Annotated in this window: 13 protein-coding genes; 7 read left to right on the top strand and 6 right to left on the bottom strand. The window is 57.5% G+C overall.

Features of this window, described 5'->3' with window-relative positions; all coding sequences use genetic code 11:
- Positions 1 to 2 precede the first annotated feature (2 nt).
- Together JM93_RS15105 and JM93_RS15110 are read left to right on the top strand one after the other, a co-directional pair.
- A complete protein-coding gene (locus tag JM93_RS15105) occupies positions 3 to 1,130 on the top strand; it encodes an ABC transporter permease subunit (RefSeq protein ID WP_145345023.1) in 1,128 nt (375 codons plus the stop codon).
- A gap of 5 nt (positions 1,131 to 1,135) precedes the next feature.
- Positions 1,136 to 2,761, top strand: coding sequence for an ABC transporter ATP-binding protein (locus tag JM93_RS15110; RefSeq protein WP_145345026.1), 1,626 nt, complete (start codon positions 1,136 to 1,138; stop codon positions 2,759 to 2,761).
- Between the two features lie 38 nt (positions 2,762 to 2,799).
- On the opposite strand, the gene JM93_RS15115 is transcribed toward JM93_RS15110, so the two are convergent.
- Positions 2,800 to 3,534: a GntR family transcriptional regulator gene (locus JM93_RS15115; protein WP_145345029.1), complete on the bottom strand. Its 735-nt coding sequence runs from the start codon at positions 3,532 to 3,534 to the stop codon at positions 2,800 to 2,802.
- Between the two features lie 307 nt (positions 3,535 to 3,841).
- A complete protein-coding gene (locus JM93_RS15120) occupies positions 3,842 to 4,903 on the bottom strand; it encodes a dipeptidase (protein WP_244300854.1) in 1,062 nt (353 codons plus the stop codon).
- Between the two features lie 170 nt (positions 4,904 to 5,073).
- Between JM93_RS15120 and JM93_RS15125 the strand changes: the two genes are divergently transcribed.
- Complete coding sequence (locus tag JM93_RS15125; RefSeq protein ID WP_145345032.1) at positions 5,074 to 5,799, top strand: L,D-transpeptidase; 726 nt, start codon at positions 5,074 to 5,076, stop codon at positions 5,797 to 5,799.
- Between the two features lie 37 nt (positions 5,800 to 5,836).
- On the opposite strand, the gene trhA is transcribed toward JM93_RS15125, so the two are convergent.
- Positions 5,837 to 6,493: a PAQR family membrane homeostasis protein TrhA gene (trhA, locus tag JM93_RS15130; RefSeq protein WP_145345035.1), complete on the bottom strand. Its 657-nt coding sequence runs from the start codon at positions 6,491 to 6,493 to the stop codon at positions 5,837 to 5,839.
- Between the two features lie 289 nt (positions 6,494 to 6,782).
- On the opposite strand from trhA, the gene JM93_RS15135 reads away from it, so the two are divergent.
- Positions 6,783 to 8,141, top strand: coding sequence for a malonyl-CoA decarboxylase (locus JM93_RS15135; RefSeq protein ID WP_145345038.1), 1,359 nt, complete (start codon positions 6,783 to 6,785; stop codon positions 8,139 to 8,141).
- Positions 8,142 to 8,159: 18 nt separating this feature from the next.
- Entirely contained in the window at positions 8,160 to 9,671 is a 1,512-nt protein-coding gene (locus JM93_RS15140; RefSeq protein ID WP_196220712.1) for a malonate--CoA ligase, read from the top strand.
- Between the two features lie 22 nt (positions 9,672 to 9,693).
- Here JM93_RS15140 and JM93_RS15145 read toward each other — a convergent pair whose 3' ends face one another.
- Positions 9,694 to 11,058, bottom strand: coding sequence for an MFS transporter (locus JM93_RS15145; protein ID WP_145345044.1), 1,365 nt, complete (start codon positions 11,056 to 11,058; stop codon positions 9,694 to 9,696).
- Positions 11,059 to 11,141: 83 nt separating this feature from the next.
- Positions 11,142 to 12,110 carry a LysR family transcriptional regulator gene (locus tag JM93_RS15150; protein ID WP_170230678.1) on the bottom strand — a complete coding sequence of 323 codons (969 nt, stop codon included), beginning with the start codon at positions 12,108 to 12,110 and terminating at the stop codon, positions 11,142 to 11,144.
- A gap of 57 nt (positions 12,111 to 12,167) precedes the next feature.
- On the opposite strand from JM93_RS15150, the gene JM93_RS15155 reads away from it, so the two are divergent.
- Positions 12,168 to 13,115 (top strand): DMT family transporter, encoded by a 948-nt coding sequence (locus JM93_RS15155; protein WP_145345050.1) that lies wholly within the window; start codon positions 12,168 to 12,170, stop codon positions 13,113 to 13,115.
- 39 nt (positions 13,116 to 13,154) lie between these two features.
- Here JM93_RS15155 and JM93_RS15160 read toward each other — a convergent pair whose 3' ends face one another.
- Positions 13,155 to 14,063 carry a LysR family transcriptional regulator gene (locus tag JM93_RS15160; protein ID WP_145345053.1) on the bottom strand — a complete coding sequence of 303 codons (909 nt, stop codon included), beginning with the start codon at positions 14,061 to 14,063 and terminating at the stop codon, positions 13,155 to 13,157.
- A gap of 91 nt (positions 14,064 to 14,154) precedes the next feature.
- On the opposite strand from JM93_RS15160, the gene JM93_RS15165 reads away from it, so the two are divergent.
- Positions 14,155 to 15,234, top strand: a complete 1,080-nt coding sequence (locus tag JM93_RS15165) for an L-dopachrome tautomerase-related protein (RefSeq protein WP_145345057.1) — start codon at positions 14,155 to 14,157, stop codon at positions 15,232 to 15,234.
- Positions 15,235 to 15,297 lie beyond the last annotated feature (63 nt).

Genomic DNA, 15,297 nt, shown 5'->3' on the forward strand with positions numbered 1-15,297 from the left:
CTGTGACTGCAACCTATCCAAACGACATTGAAGCGCCGACCAAAGGTCGCTCCTTGTGGGACGACGCGCGCGACCGGCTTCTGGCCAACCGCGCGGCTGTTGCCAGCATGATCGTGCTGGCTGTGATCACCCTGCTGTCGATCGTTGGCCCGTTTGTTTCGCCGCACGACTATGATGCGGTTTACCGGGACTACGTGAAGGTCCCTGCCAGCCTGGAGGCCTACCCGAAACCGGATCAGGTCCAGCCGGCCTTTGAAGGTTTGGCCAAAAGGGCGCGCTTGACCATCGACAGCTTTCAGCGCGATGGGGATCAAGTCGTGGCCGAGGTCACCTCGCGCCGCGAGATCGACCCGCGCACGATCCGTTATATCGACCGGAGCGATCTGTTCACGAATGCGTCGATCGGCGACTTTTCAGAAAACAACAGATTTGCGGTGTTACGTGCAGATATCAACTATATGCATTTTTACTTCGGCACCGACTCAAACGGCCGGGACCTCATGACCCGGACGTTCATGGCCGGGCGGGTTTCGCTGACGATTGGTCTTCTGGCTACCATTGTCGCGATCACGATCGGGGTGCTTTACGGCGCAACCAGCGGCTATCTTGGCGGCCGGATTGACCAGCTGATGATGCGTGTTGTCGACGTTTTGTATTCGCTGCCTTTCATTTTCTTCGTGATCATGCTGGTGGTGTTTTTCGGTCGGAATTTCGTACTGATGTTCATAGCCGTCGGTGCTGTCGAATGGCTTGATATGGCGCGTATCGTGCGTGGTCAGACCCTGACCATCAAACGTCAGGAATATGTTCAGGCGGCTGAAGCCATGGGGGTTCCCGACCGCGGGATCATCCGGCGTCACATCGTCCCAAACACACTTGGCCCGGTCGTTGTCTACATGACACTCCTGGTGCCGAAGGTCATTCTTTTGGAGAGTTTCCTGTCGTTCCTTGGACTTGGCGTTCAAGAGCCGATGACGAGCTGGGGTGTTCTGATCTCCGAAGGTGCGCGCAACCTTCAAGGGGCTGCATGGATGCTGATCTTCCCGTCAATCTTCCTGACATCGACGCTGTTTGCGCTGAACTTTATCGGCGACGGCCTGCGTGATGCCTTGGATCCAAAGGACAGGTGAGGGAAATGATCATGACAGACAAGACCCCCATTCTCGATATCAAGAACCTGACTGTCGACTTCGAGACCCCGACGGGCCCCGTTCACGCGGTCCGCGGCGTCGATATCAACGTCAAACGCGGCGAAACGGTCGCCATCGTGGGAGAAAGCGGCTCTGGCAAGAGCCAGACCATGATGGCGGCAATGGGCTTGCTGGCCTCCAACGGCAATACCGGAGGTACCGTTGAGTACCGTGGAGATAACATACTGGGACTGCCGGTCAGGAAGCTCAACAAGGTGCGCGGTGCCAAGATCACCATGATCTTCCAGGAGCCGATGACATCTCTGGATCCACTCTACACAATCGGCCGCCAGCTGTGCGAGCCGATGGTCATGCATGGCGGACTGTCCTGGCGGGCAGCCGAGGCAAAAGCGCTTGATCTCTTGAAGCTTGTCAACATTCCGGATCCGGACCGCAAGATTAAGGCGTTCCCGCATGAAATGTCGGGTGGGCAGCGCCAAAGGGTCATGATCGCCATGGCGCTGGCGAACGATCCGGATGTCTTGATTGCGGACGAGCCGACGACCGCACTGGATGTGACCACACAGGCACAAATCCTCGAGCTTCTGGCGGATCTGCAAAAGCGCCTCGGAATGGCCGTGGTTTTCATCACCCACGATCTGGGGATCGTGCGGCGGATCGCCGACAGGGTCTACGTGATGAAGACGGGGCAAGTTGTCGAAGCCGGCGAGACAGGAAAACTCTTTTCCTCACCCGAACATCCCTATACCCGCATGCTTCTGGATGCAGAGCCGACCGGCTCCAAGGCGCCTGTTCCAACAACGCAGCCTCTGGTGCTTCAGGCGCAAAAGATGGAAGTCGAGTTCGCGCTTGACAGCGGTCTGTTCAAACCCCAGCACATACTGCGCGCAGTTGACGATGTCAGCTTCGCGTTGCGCAAGGGGCAGACCCTTGGTGTCGTCGGTGAAAGCGGATCAGGAAAGTCCACACTGGGCCGCGCGGTATTGAACCTACTTCCAGCCAAAGGAAGGGTCGTGTTCAACGGCAGTCAGATATCCGGAAAAACACGCGCGCAGATGCAGCCTTTGCGTCGGCATTTGCAACTCGTGTTTCAGGATCCTTTCGGCTCCCTCAGTCCGCGCATGACTGTTGGCCAGATCATTTCCGAAGGGCTTTTGGTGCACGAGCCGGGACTGTCGGCCAAAGATCGCGATCTGAGGGCGTGCCGGGCGCTGATGGAGGTGTCCCTCGACCCGGCCATGCGCAACCGGTATCCGCATGAGTTTTCAGGCGGTCAGCGGCAACGCATCGCGATTGCCCGCACCATGGTTCTGAAACCGGATGTTGTCGTTCTCGACGAGCCGACCTCGGCGCTCGACCGGACGATCCAGAAACAGATTGTCGATTTGTTGAAAAATCTGCAGCGGCGCTACGATCTCACTTATGTGTTCATCAGCCATGACCTGGCCGTTGTCCGGGCTATGGCGGACACTGTTATGGTCATGCAGCGTGGGAAAGTGGTCGAAGCCGGGTCGACCGAGCAGATCTTTGACGATCCGAAGAGCGCCTACACGCGCGAACTGATCGGAGCTGCAATGCTCACCCAACAGCAGGCACGGGAAATTGCCTAGATGATCTCGGAGCCGGTGCGTGTTTGTTCCCACCGGTTCTATTTTATCCGCGTCACCGGCGTATTGGCGATGCGCGCAAACACATTCGTGCGCACGTCTTCGCTGACCTGGATTGTGTTTGATGTGACATGTTCGGCAACAAGCGTGCGGGTCAATTCGGTATTGCCGTTCGAGACGGCGTCAAGAATTGCCTGGTGCGACGCATTGATCTTTGAGATCCACTGCATCTGGCCCTGATGGCGCGTGATGATGAAGCGGTGGAGATGCAGAATCGTCCGCCGAAGAATAGGCTCGAGAATCGGCATGTCCGCTATGCCAATGAGCGCCATGTGAAAGGCAAGGTCCGCGTTTGACGTACCATAGATGTCGCGGTTGTCGCGCCGTTCATCGTACTTGTCGGCCAGATCAGAAAGGTATCTCAAATCCAGGTCGGAGGCTTTTGCCACCAATCGGTCGACACTCGCGGTTTCAATATCCCGGCGCAGCTTCAGTAGAACAACTGCCTCATCGTCGGTTGTCTTTGTGACAAAGGTGCCTTGATATCCCCTTCTGACTACCAAACCGTCTTCGCGCAAAGACAACAGTGCTTCGCGAATGGTGCCTTGCGAACAATTGAACTCTTGCGCCAGCGCCTGTTCGGTCACCGGGCTTTCCTGGGTGAGCTCGCCAACTAGGATGCGTTTTTGCAGGGCGAGGTAGACCGCTTGAGATTTCCTGGCGGTTTTCGATCCGGAGTTTTTAGCAAGCTGCGAAGAGGGGGCGATCGTATCCAAACTTACTCATTCCAATATGTCGTGCCCTACAGAACGATGCCAAACATGCTGGCGGCTGAGCCGATCAAGCGGGCCCGGGTTGTTCGCGGACATCCTGTAAAGGCGAAGTCGATGGGACCTTGCGGATACGTTGCCGCACTTCGCGCAGATTGACACATCGTCGCTATCCGGCCGTGAACACTTGAAGTACGTTACCGGAAAGCTTTCAATTTAACGAAAGTATGCCGCACAATTCGTTGATCTGCGACCCCGTTTCCAAATTCTATGAACGCCAGTGATCACAAAATTGTGAGAATTGTACGTTGGGTCAACTTTGTGTGAGCCTGAGGACTCTGAGCCAATTCTTATACGCGAGTTTCTGGATCGTATCCTCGTCAAATCCGTGGCTGCGGAAGGTTTCGATCAGGCGCGGCAGAGCAGCGACACTTGGCAGGTCCGCAGGAGGCATGCACCCGTCAAAGTCCGAACCAAGCGCAACCTTGTCCACTCCGAGGCGCTCGATAAGATAAGCAGCGTGGGCAGCAATCCGGATGAGCGGGGTATCGCGCGAAAACCCACCATCAGCCCGCAAAAAGGCAGTGTGAAAATTCAGTCCGACCAAACCGTCCGTTTCCCGGATCGCGTCAAGCTGCTTGTCGGTGAGGTTGCGCGCGTTTTCGCACAGCGCGTGTGCGTTGGAGTGGCTGGCAACAAGGGGCGCGTCCGTTATTTCGGCAACATCCCAAAAACCGCGTTCATTGAGATGCGACAGATCAACGAGGATTTTCAGTTCATTGCAGGCTTTCACCAACGCTTTTCCGGCATCTGTCAGCCCCGGTCCGGTGTCCGAAGACGCCGGGAAGGTCATCGGCACGCCTTCGGCAAAGTCGTTTGGACGGCTCCAAACAGGACCGAGCGACCGAAGCCCGGCTGCGTAGAGGGTTTCGAGCGCATCAAAATTGGTATCGATAGCCTCAGCACCTTCGATATGAAGGCTTATTGCCAGCCGTTGACTGGCCATGGCGGCTTCGATCTCATCCACGGTGCGGCAAATGGCGACCTCTCCCAGGGACCTGCGCTCTATCTGGAAGGCCCTGCGCAAGAGCCGCATAGTGAAGCCGAGCGCCTCCTCCTGCGGAACAGGGGCGTAGTTTGCCGGATCGCGCGGATCAAAGGGCTTGGAAAAGTCATTTCCAGGATTCGAGGGCACGAACATCGCGAACAGACCACCTGCAAAACCACCTTCCTGGCATCGCGGCAGATCCATGTGTCCGCGTTGGGAACGTGTTAAAAAATCGCGCTCACCGACGGTTCGGGATTCCAACTCAAGTTTCAGAAGCACGTCATTGTGCCCATCAAAGACCGGGACGGGCCTGTTGTTTTCAGCCAAGGGATGCTGCCTTTTTCGGTGTCTTACGGGTTTGCCAGAAAGCGGACTCGGTTCCGTCCATGTGGCTGATCGAGGAATTGTCATGACGTTGGGAGACGGAATTGGCTTGCCTCCTGTTCGATTATTCTCCATGAAGCACTTCGGCATTACCAGTCAAAAGTTGGGCGGATATGGCTAAGATCTCCGGGGGCGGATCATTTTCTTGCACTGCAGCAATCAGCAGGCGGTCTCTTTTGAAATACGGTGCAGCGGCGCTGACGTTGCCTCTTGCCGGCTGCTACACAGTTGACGTCGGGTTGCCGGATCAACCGCCCCTGCCGGATGAGGAATTCGACTACGCCTCAGCCTATGCAGCCCTGCCGGATGGCGACTACACTTGGCCCGCCATCAATTATGAAAACTTTGACCGCAAATACTGGCGGCAGGTTGTTGACTACCAGACGCGGGAGCGGCCGGGGACCATTATTGTGGATCCCTACAACAACTTCCTGTACTGGACGCTGGGCAACAAAAAGGCCCTGCGGTACGGGATTGGTGTCGGCCGTGCCGGTTTTGATTGGTCGGGAGAGGCCCTGATCCGCGTCAAGCGGGTGCACCCGATCTGGCGCCCTCCACGGGAAATGATTGCCCGCAAGCCCTCTCTAGAACGCTACTGGGAAAAAGGGTTTCCGCCGGGCCTGCGCAACCCGCTAGGCGCCCGCGCTATGGATCTTTGGCAAGGCAGTGTAGATACGCTTTACCGGATTCATGGGACCAACCAGCCATCCTCGATCGGCAAAAGCGTGTCCAGCGGATGCATTCGCATGTGGCAGCAGGACGTGATCGACCTGTTCAACCGCGTTCCGCTGCGCACCAAAGTGATCGTTTTGACAGAAGACCAGGCGGTTTCGGCCTGAGTATGGGACCGGTGCCGGCTGGACGCCGGCACTTTTGTCAGACGACGGCAGCGGCGCCCATCAGCGCAACATCATTCAGCACAGCCGAAAAATGACAGACGGCGGCCGCCAGGACAAAAGCGTGCCAGATTGCGTTTTGGAACGGCAGCTTCTTCCACGAATAAAAAACCGTTCCCACTGTATAGAGCAAGCCACCGGCTACGATCATCAAGAAGCCGAATGATGTCGCGTTCTCCATCAGCGGCTTGTAGGCAAACACAACGATCCAACCGAGTGCCAGGCATAGCGGAACCGTGATGCGGTCTACGCCTTGAAGTTTGAACAGTTTGAGGCTGGCGCCTGCAATCGCACCCATCCAGACAATTGCGAGCAGTATTCCCCCGGTCCATCCGCCGATAATCATGGCGGCCAAAGGGGTATAAGTGCCTGCGATCAGGAGAAAAATTGCTGCGTGGTCGAGGCGCCGCAAAATACCTTGTTTGTGTTCCTTGGCGAACATGTTGTACAGCGCCGAGCAGATCAGCATGGCCATAAGGCAACCGGCATACACAAAGACACTGACCTGCCGGGCAACATCCTCACGCCCCCAAAGCACGGTGACCAACGTGATCAGAGCTGCGATCCCAAGGCTTATGCCGATAACGTGGATGGTTCCGTCTGCGATTTTTTCTGCAAGCGTTTCCACGCGTGTCATGTTTTGCTGCCTTGCCGTTCTTTGCTGTGCACAAGCGTGCCTGAGCTGCGAGCACTGTGCAACCCGTGTCACTGGGTAAGGTTACACCTTTTCAAAGATTTAATATTGCGTTTGGAGCGCCGCGATCTTCAGATCCATGTGGTGCAGATCATCGCCGAAGGCCGTATTGGCGGATTGTCGGATTACCGCATCGGGGGGATTGCTCCTATATTTGGCAGAGGAGACAGGCACGGAGCGCACCACCTGGACCAATCGTGGGCATGCAGGATGTCTTGAAGGGCTGAGCAGGATGAACACCAGTTTTTTCGGGGAATTGCTGAACTCGATTACGGAGCAGGGCCGCGCGCTTTTGGATGTGCGAATCGGCCGGAAAGACGATTTGCCACTGCTTGATCTGTGCGAGGCGCTCTTGTCCGGTCGCGGCGAAGCATCCGGCGTCGCTATCGCAGAACAGGTGCTCGATAACTATCGCACGCTGTCGGTTGAGCAAAAGCAGGGCTTCTTCTTCGCGCTGCTTGAAAATTTCGGCGCAAATCTCGATGCGGTGCGCGATGCAGCCAAGAGTCTTGAAAGCGAGCCGGATGAGCCATCAAACATTAGGCGCTTGCATGCGGTAACTGAGCCGCGCCGCCAGGAGTTGATCCGCCGTCTCAATCTTGCGCCGGGCGGGACAAGGGCGCTTGTCGACATGCGGGCGGATCTTCTTGACCTTCTCTCGGTGCACCCGGATCTGCGCGATGTCGATCGGGACTTCGAGCACCTTTTTTCTTCGTGGTTCAACCGCGGTTTCCTCGTAATGAAGCACATCGATTGGTCGACGCCGGCTTCTATCCTGGAAAAGATCATCCGATATGAGGCTGTGCATGAGATCGATGGTTGGGACGATTTGCGACGCCGGATCGGGTTGGAAGACCGGCGGCTTTATGCGTTTTTTCATCCGGCGCTGGTGGATGATCCGCTGATCTTTGTCGAGGTTGCATTGACCCGCGACATCCCGGCTGCAATTGCTCCGATTCTGGCCGAGGAGCGCGCTGAAATAACCGCATCCGAAGCAACAACGGCCGTCTTTTATTCGATCTCGAACTGCCAAAGGGGCCTGCGCGGTATCTCCTTTGGCAACTTTTTGATCAAGCAGGTGGTGGAAGAACTGCGGCGCGAGCTGCCGGGCCTGCGCACTTACGTAACGCTTTCGCCGGTGCCCGGCTTTACCAAATGGTTCAAGACGGAATTGGCTTTGGACGATAGCGTGATTGATAGGCTTCTCTCTCAAGACGCTGTTGAGACCATTCGCGACGGGAGCTGGCGCGGTGACGACGAGGCCGAGAAACAGCTCCAGCCGCTGTTGACCAGCTTGTGCGCCCACTACCTGACCCGCGAGAAAGACCGCAAGGGCCGGACCCTGGATCCCGTCGCCCGGTTCCACATCGGCAACGGAGCGAGACTGGAAAGGGTCAACTGGCTCGGCGACCAGTCGCCGAATGGTATGGCGCAATCCTATGGATTGATGGTCAATTATCTTTACGATCTGCGCTACATCGAGAAAAATCACGAGACGCATGCTGCAAGCGGTGCTGTTGCGGCAAGTTCGAGTGTGACCAAACAAGCGCGGGTCGTGCCTGACCGGAAACAGGTCCAGTCCGCCAGCTGAGCGACTTTGAGATCCTTTATGTCTAACCATTTGTTCGATGAAATCCGTTCCCGCATTGCCGATCCTGGCAAGGTCTTTCTTGAAACAGCAGATGGGCAAAAGCTGACCTTCGCCGGGGTTCTTGAGCGGTCGGCACGCTATGCCAATGCTCTGATCAGTCTCGGGGTGCAGCCTGATGACCGGGTCGCCGTTCAAGTGGAAAAGACGCCGGATGCCTTGATGTTGTATTTGGCCACCGTGCGGGCCGGGGCGGTCTTTTTACCGCTGAACACAGCCTATACGCCGGCCGAGATCGACTATTTCATATCGGACGCTGAACCGGCCGTATTCGTGTGCGATCCTAAATCCGAGAGTGCCTTGCGCCCGATTGCTGACCGGGTGGGCGCCAAGCTTCAGGTGTTGGACAGCCGCGGACAGGGAACCCTGCGTGATCTGGCGGATGCAGTTTCGCCGGAGTTTGAGGATGTGCCGCGGCTCGATGATGACCTGGCAGCCATCTTGTACACATCCGGGACCACCGGCCGGTCGAAAGGCGCCATGCTTAGCCATGAGAACCTGGCCTCCAATGCCCGGACCTTGGTGACGTATTGGCAGTTTACCGAAAACGATGTGCTCTTGCACGCCCTGCCGATTTTTCACACCCACGGTCTGTTTGTTGCGACCAACGTCATGTTGATGGCGGGCGGGTCGATGCTGTTTCTGCCCAAATTCGATCTGGATGCCGCGCTTGCAATGCTGCCACGGGCGACATCGATGATGGGTGTCCCAACATTCTACACACGTTTGTTGGGATCAGACGCGTTCACAAAAGACCTTGTCGGCCACATGCGGGTGTTCATTTCAGGATCAGCCCCCCTGTCGGCAGAGGTTCACAGGGCGTTTCGTGAGCGGACCGGCCACGCAATTCTGGAACGCTACGGAATGACGGAAACCAATATGAGCACCTCCAATCCTTATGAGGGTGAACGGCGCGCGGGAACTGTTGGCTTTCCGCTCCCGGGCGTGGGGCTGAGGATCGCGGACCCTAAGACGGGACGCGAGGTCGCGGGCGGCGCAGTGGGCGTCATTGAGGTAAAGGGTCCAAATGTTTTTCAAGGCTACTGGCGTATGCCGGAAAAGACGGCCGAGGAATTCCGCTCCGACGGATATTTTGTAACTGGCGACATGGCGCGCATTGCATCGGACGGGTACATTTCCATCGTCGGACGGTCGAAAGACCTGATCATTTCAGGCGGATTCAATGTTTATCCGGCCGAAGTCGAGACTGTCATCGACGAGCTCCCCGGCGTTGCCGAGAGCGCCGTGATTGGGGTTCCGCATCCTGACTTCGGCGAGGCGGTTGTAGCTGTCGTTGCTGCGAAAGCCGGCGCAGACGTTTCGCCAGAGGCAGTGTTATCGGCGTTGCAGGATCGTCTGGCCAAGTTCAAACAGCCGAAAAAGGTCGCCCTGATCGACAGCCTCCCACGCAACACGATGGGGAAAATCCAGAAAAACATCCTCCGTGATGAACATCGGGACGCGTTCCAGTAGAGGAATAAGCTCCAATTGTGGATCAAGCGGGCTTTTTCGCTGGATATTCTTCCTCCAGCACCCAGAAGCAGTAGCCCAGCACCGCGATCAGCAGAACGCCCGAGACGATAAAGATCATCGGAAAGCCCAACCCGAGTGACAGAATGAGGCTGCCGATGGTCACGCCCAGCGTGCCGCCAATTAGGCGGATGGTGATTACCATGCCGCTGACCTCGCCCTGTTTTTCCATGGGGACCGCGTTCATGGCAATGCGGCCACCCGGGATCATCGCAAAGGGCAGCGCCAGCCCCCATGCGAGCAACACCGGGGCGAGCACCAGGTAGGATTTCATCAGCATAAGGCCGCCAAGAATGCCGGTGGCGGCGGCCGTGACCGCCAGGCCTATGAGGACCGGCAGCCGTGACCCGTATTTGTCTGCTGCATTTCCGGAAGTGGTCGACAGGATCGGAAATGGCAAGACGGCAATCACCATGCCTAGACCCGCATAAACCGGTGAGAAATTCATTTCATCTTGCAGGAAGAACGGTACGAACACGGCGACGACAATCTTGCTGTATTGGGTCGCGAGAATAATGAGGGCGCTGGCGTTGAAGACCGGGATCTTGAACAAGGCCATGTCCACGAGCGGAGCTTTCTGACGCAATTCATAGGCGTTGAAGGCAACCAGCCCCACAAGTCCAACGACTAAGGTTCCGAGGATCACCGGACTGGTCCAGCCATAATCCTGGCCCTCCATCAGAGCAAAGACCAATGCTGTCAGACCAGCCAAGACAAGAACAAGACCGATTTTGTCGATTTGCGGACGGACCTCCTTCCGGGGCTGGTCTTCCCAAATGGCGCAGACGATGGCGACGCCGCCGACAACGATCGGAATATTGATCCAAAACACCCAGCGCCAAGATACAAAATCGGTCAAGATGCCGCCAACCAGTGGGCCAGCGGCTAAAAATATGGTTGCTGTTCCCGCTAGGATACCGATGGCTTTGCCGCGCTGTTCCTTTGGAAAGGCTGTTGTTGCGCCTGCAAGCGTCAATGGAAAAATGATCGCTGCACAGCCGCCCTGGATGGCGCGCATTGCGATCAGAACGCCCAGAATATCCGAAAAACCAGCGATCAGGCTGGCGATCACAAACAGACTTCCCGCGGCGATCATTGACCGGCGAAGGCCGAACAGGTCCATGCACTTGCCGCCGACAGCGGCCAGACAGGTAAAGGCCAGAAGATAGGCGTTCAAGATCCAGTGTGCGTGGGTTTGAGAGACCTTTAAAGCATCCCTGATGGTCGGTAACGCCACGCCGAGGATGGTTTCATCGAGCATCACCAGCCCGCCCAAAAACCCCATGGTCATGACAATCACCGTTCGGCGGCGTTCTTCGGATAATGCCATGGTATTCCCATCCTGTCGGTCCGGCCCGATTGCATCATAGGCATGTTGCCACGCCTGTGCATGTCCTTAATTGAGCATTGGTTTCAGGTCGGCTCTGTTTCAAAGGCCAGCGTCGACAAGGCGTGGTCGGAGTTTCTTCCCCAATTTGCAAGAGCGCGTGCCAGACGCCCGGCGGGCCCGTCTTCGGGATCCGATGCCCGGGTCACGCACCACCAATCAAGCGAGATACCTTCCTCACTGATCGGACGGGCGACCAGCGTGCTATCGGCGAGTTCAGGCTCAATGGCCCAACGGCTGAAAATTGCCACTCCGAAATTGGCTCGTATCAAGTCAATGACCGCTTCGGGCGTCGGCATGTGGGTGAGCCGCCGGAACGGGACTGTGGGCGCACCCAGGAGCGTCGTCCAGTCGAAGCCCGGTTCGGCGGTCAGCGGGTAGGTAAAGAACCGCTCATTGCCCATATTCAGGCTGTTGACCACGGCTTCCTGTGCCAGCCGGTGATTCGGAGACAGCACGGCGACAATCGGATCCGCAGCAAGCTTGATGGCGCGGAAACTTGCCAAGGCCGGGGCGCGCCCGAAGATCAGAGATACATCCACCGAACCGTCGAGCAGAGCTTCGAGCGGATGGCCTGTTGCCCGGCCTGAAAGATCGACGCTGAGGTTCGGGTCTACCTTTTCCAGGTGATCCAGAAAAGCCGGCAGCCAGTGATAGCGGCTGTAGGTGGCCTGGCCGAGCCGGACGAGCAGCCGGCTGTCCTTGGCCGACGCCTCGAGCTCTTGTTCCAAGCGGAACAACTCACCCAGAAATTTCTCTCCAAGCCGCCGGATGCGTTCCCCTTCAGCAGTGAGAGCCAGACCCCGGTCCGTTCTTTGAACCAGCGGCAGGCCAAGGCGCCGTTCTGCTTCCCGCAGCCGGTGTGAAATGGCCGACTGGGTCACACCAAGCCGGGCGGCAGAGGCCGTCATGCTGCCGGTGTCGGCCAGGGCGGACAAAAGCGTCAGATGGTGAACAGCGAGCCTTGGAATCATGATGGTATGAATATATTTCATAAATGGCTTGAAAACTAGGAATTTTATTTTCCGAAACATTCGGGCTAGCGATGGAATATGGCTCGTCGATTTTTCATACCCATCTCCCTCATCACTCCACCGGTTCTCAGCGTCCGCGCGGCCACCGTGATTATTGCTGCAACAGCGATTTGTTTCGGCCTGGTGCCTTTGTTCGCACGCGAGTTGTCAGCCGCGGGTGTCGGTCCGGCATCGGTTGCGCTGTACCGTTATGGATTTTCGGCAGTGCTCCTGCTGCCATTCCTACCTTTTGAGCGGCGCAAGGCCGGTGGCGCATTGCTTCTGATCGGCGCGGGGGCCGTGCTCGGTTTGAGCTGGATCGGATATCTCGAAGCCATCACGCTCGTGCCGGTCGCAGCAGCCGGGGTGGTCTATATGTCCTACCCGGTGTTTGCCATGGTGTTTGCGTGGATACTTTTGAACCAAACGCCAACCTGGCAGTCTTTTGCGGCAGCCGGGCTCATCGTGCTCGCCGCCGCATTGCTGCTGGACCCTGGCTCCGTTTCGTCAGACGTGATGTTCGCGCTTTTGTGGGCCGTTCCGGCTCCGGTCGCTTTCGGCTTCGTGATTGTACTCCTCAGCGGCTTGTCCAAAGAGCTGAGCCCGGTCGAACGCACGGCTTGCGGTCTTGCCGGGTCGATCCTGGGATTGCTGCCGATGGCATTTCAGGAGGCGGGTGGGAATCTGCTGCCATCGGAAATGAGCGTATGGATGCTCGTACTTGCGATGGGCCTTTTGACCGCAGTGATACCGCAGGTGCTTTATGCTTTTGCCTGCCAACGGGTCGGCGCCATGCGTGCCGCTGCCGCCGGCAGTTTTGAGCTGCCGACCATGTTTGCCGTCGGGTATCTGTTTTTTGGCGAAGCCATCGGACTGCGGGAAGGCGTCTCGGCCATTTTGGTCCTCACGGCCATCCTGATTGCCCCCGCCGTCCGGTCCGCGCCGGTGCCGGTTCCGAACTCGGCACAACAAAAAATCAAGGCTTGAGTAGCGTTTGCACCTTCAAGGATCTTACGCGCGCGCAGCTCAGCTGCCAGTCTTGCCTCCTGGGCGGAGCGCGTTGAATGCCTGCATCGCAAGGTCGCCAAAAAGCTTGGTCTTCTGACCTGCACGCGTTTCGGGCGAAAAGACGAACCAGATCGGCGCAGACGGTTCCCATAAACAATCTGCTGCAACTTCGATCAGCCGGCCATCGTTCAGTTCATCGCGCACTGCGAGCCGCGACTTGATCGCAAGGCCCAAGCCCTTGACTGCGCCGTCGGTCAGCATGTCCGAATTGGAAACCAGCACGGAGCTTGGTGTCGTTAGGTCGCGCCGGCGGCCCATGCTGTCCTTCACCGGAATACGCCGCTGCCAGGGAAGGCTTACCCATGGGGCCTCCTCCAGATCCTGGGCATAGTCAAAGGGACCGTGCTGGGCGGCGAAATCCGGTGAACAGCAGATGATCCGGTCGTTTTCAGAAAGCTTGCGGGCAACGAGCGAACTGTCCTGCAGCTGTCCGACTCTGATGGCACAATCCTGGCCTTCGGCGACAAGGGATACATACCGGTCGACGGTGAGAAACTCGAATGTCAGTTTCGGGTGCCGCTGCTGGAAATCGGGCAAGGCCGGCATGATGAACCGGGACAGGATCCAGGGCGACATCGTCACCCTTAGATGCCCCGACAGCGCCGCAGCGCCGCTGCCTGCATCGCGCTCGGCTTGCGACAGGTCGGCCAAAATGGGCTGAACCCGCTCGAAGAACACCTGCCCCTCGTCGGTCAAACGCAAAACGCGGCTGTTACGCAAAAACAGCGTCAGCTGCAAAGCCGCCTCGAGCTTCGCGAGCCTGTGGCTTGCGGTTGCAGGTGAAATGCCCAGGCGCCGGGCGCCCGTGGTGACGCCTCCGGTCTCGGCAATGATCACGAAGGTTTTCAGGTCGTCTATGCTATACATTCGAAATTTTCAAACGCTGTCTTCATAAATGCCAATATATCTTTAAAATATTCATTCGCATAGGGTCCCTTTAACAACCTTGGAGGACGCTATGAAAAAACATCTCATGATATTTGGAGTGGCTTTAACCCTGGCAACAGGGGCGCATGCGCAGGATCTCGAAACCTATCTTGAGTTTCCGAAAGACACCCCGCCTGGCAACCTGGCGATCGCGCCGGATGGCCGGATGTTCATGTCTGTTCACGAGTTCTATGGCCCGGAACTGCGCATCGTCGAGGTCATGCCGGACGGCAGCACCAAGCCTTACCCGACCGAGGACTGGGCGCGTGCCCCCTCCGACGATGGCGACGGCTTGAATGGTGTGCTTGGTCTGCGCGCGGACAGGGAAGGTATCCTTTGGATGCTGGATGGACAGGGCGAAAACCAGACCGGGCGGATTGTCGGCTGGAACACAAACACAGAAGAGCTGCACGCCATCTATTATATCGGCGCGCCGGTCGCCCGGCCGACTTCGTTTCTCAACGACCTTGCCGTCGACCGTGAACATGAGGCGATCTACATTTCCGATACCGGCGATGGCGAAAACTCGGCGCTGATCGTGGTGGACCTGGACACCGGCCGCGCACGCCGCGTCCTGGAGGGAAGCCCCTTCACTGTTCCCGAAGACACCCCGATGGTGATTGACGGACGCGAGATCCTCCTGGGCGCCAATCCCGCCAAGATTGGCGTCAATCCGATCACCATCGATCCGACCAACACCTGGGTGTATTTCGCTCCCATGACGGCCAGCGCCATGTACCGCGTAAAAACCGCGGATCTCTTGAACGAGAGCCTTTCCGAGGAAGATCTCCAGGAGCGTGTGGAGCGTTATGGCGACAAGCCGATTTCAGATGGCTCAACAGTCGATACCGCGGGCAATGTCTACATCACGGCCATGACCGATAATGCGCTGGGCGTGACAAAGCGGGACGGCAGCTACGAGGTGCTGTTCCAGTCGGACGAAAACCTCCCATGGCCGGACGGATTTTCAATCGGTGCGGACGGCTTTGTTTATGCAACGATCAATGAGCTTCACCGTTCGCCGGTTCTGAACAATGGCGAGGATGCATCGGTCGGCACCTACCGGATCGTACGCTTCCCGGCACTGGCGCCGGCGATCTCGGGCCGCTGATCACCGGTCATTGCGAACGAGGCGGCTGCCAATCGGCGGCCGCCTTTGCGCTTGTCTCGGCGT

Origin of the sequence: Roseibium hamelinense (assembly GCF_007830545.1) — a bacterium.
GTDB lineage: Bacteria > Pseudomonadota > Alphaproteobacteria > Rhizobiales > Stappiaceae > Roseibium > Roseibium hamelinense.

Excerpts from the sequence above, each read along its gene's own strand:
- JM93_RS15110 (WP_145345026.1), top strand. The coding sequence starts at position 1,136 with ATGATCATGACAGACAAGACCCCCATTCTCGATATCAAGAACCTGACT.
- JM93_RS15155 (WP_145345050.1), top strand. The coding sequence starts at position 12,168 with ATGGCTCGTCGATTTTTCATACCCATCTCCCTCATCACTCCACCGGTT.
- trhA (WP_145345035.1), bottom strand. The coding sequence starts at position 6,493 with ATGACACGCGTGGAAACGCTTGCAGAAAAAATCGCAGACGGAACCATC.
- JM93_RS15145 (WP_145345044.1), bottom strand. The coding sequence starts at position 11,058 with ATGGCATTATCCGAAGAACGCCGCCGAACGGTGATTGTCATGACCATG.
- JM93_RS15125 (WP_145345032.1), top strand. The coding sequence starts at position 5,074 with ATGGCTAAGATCTCCGGGGGCGGATCATTTTCTTGCACTGCAGCAATC.
- JM93_RS15150 (WP_170230678.1), bottom strand. The coding sequence starts at position 12,110 with ATGAAATATATTCATACCATCATGATTCCAAGGCTCGCTGTTCACCAT.
- JM93_RS15160 (WP_145345053.1), bottom strand. The coding sequence starts at position 14,063 with ATGTATAGCATAGACGACCTGAAAACCTTCGTGATCATTGCCGAGACC.
- JM93_RS15135 (WP_145345038.1), top strand. The coding sequence starts at position 6,783 with ATGAACACCAGTTTTTTCGGGGAATTGCTGAACTCGATTACGGAGCAG.
- JM93_RS15140 (WP_196220712.1), top strand. The coding sequence starts at position 8,160 with ATGTCTAACCATTTGTTCGATGAAATCCGTTCCCGCATTGCCGATCCT.
- JM93_RS15165 (WP_145345057.1), top strand. The coding sequence starts at position 14,155 with ATGAAAAAACATCTCATGATATTTGGAGTGGCTTTAACCCTGGCAACA.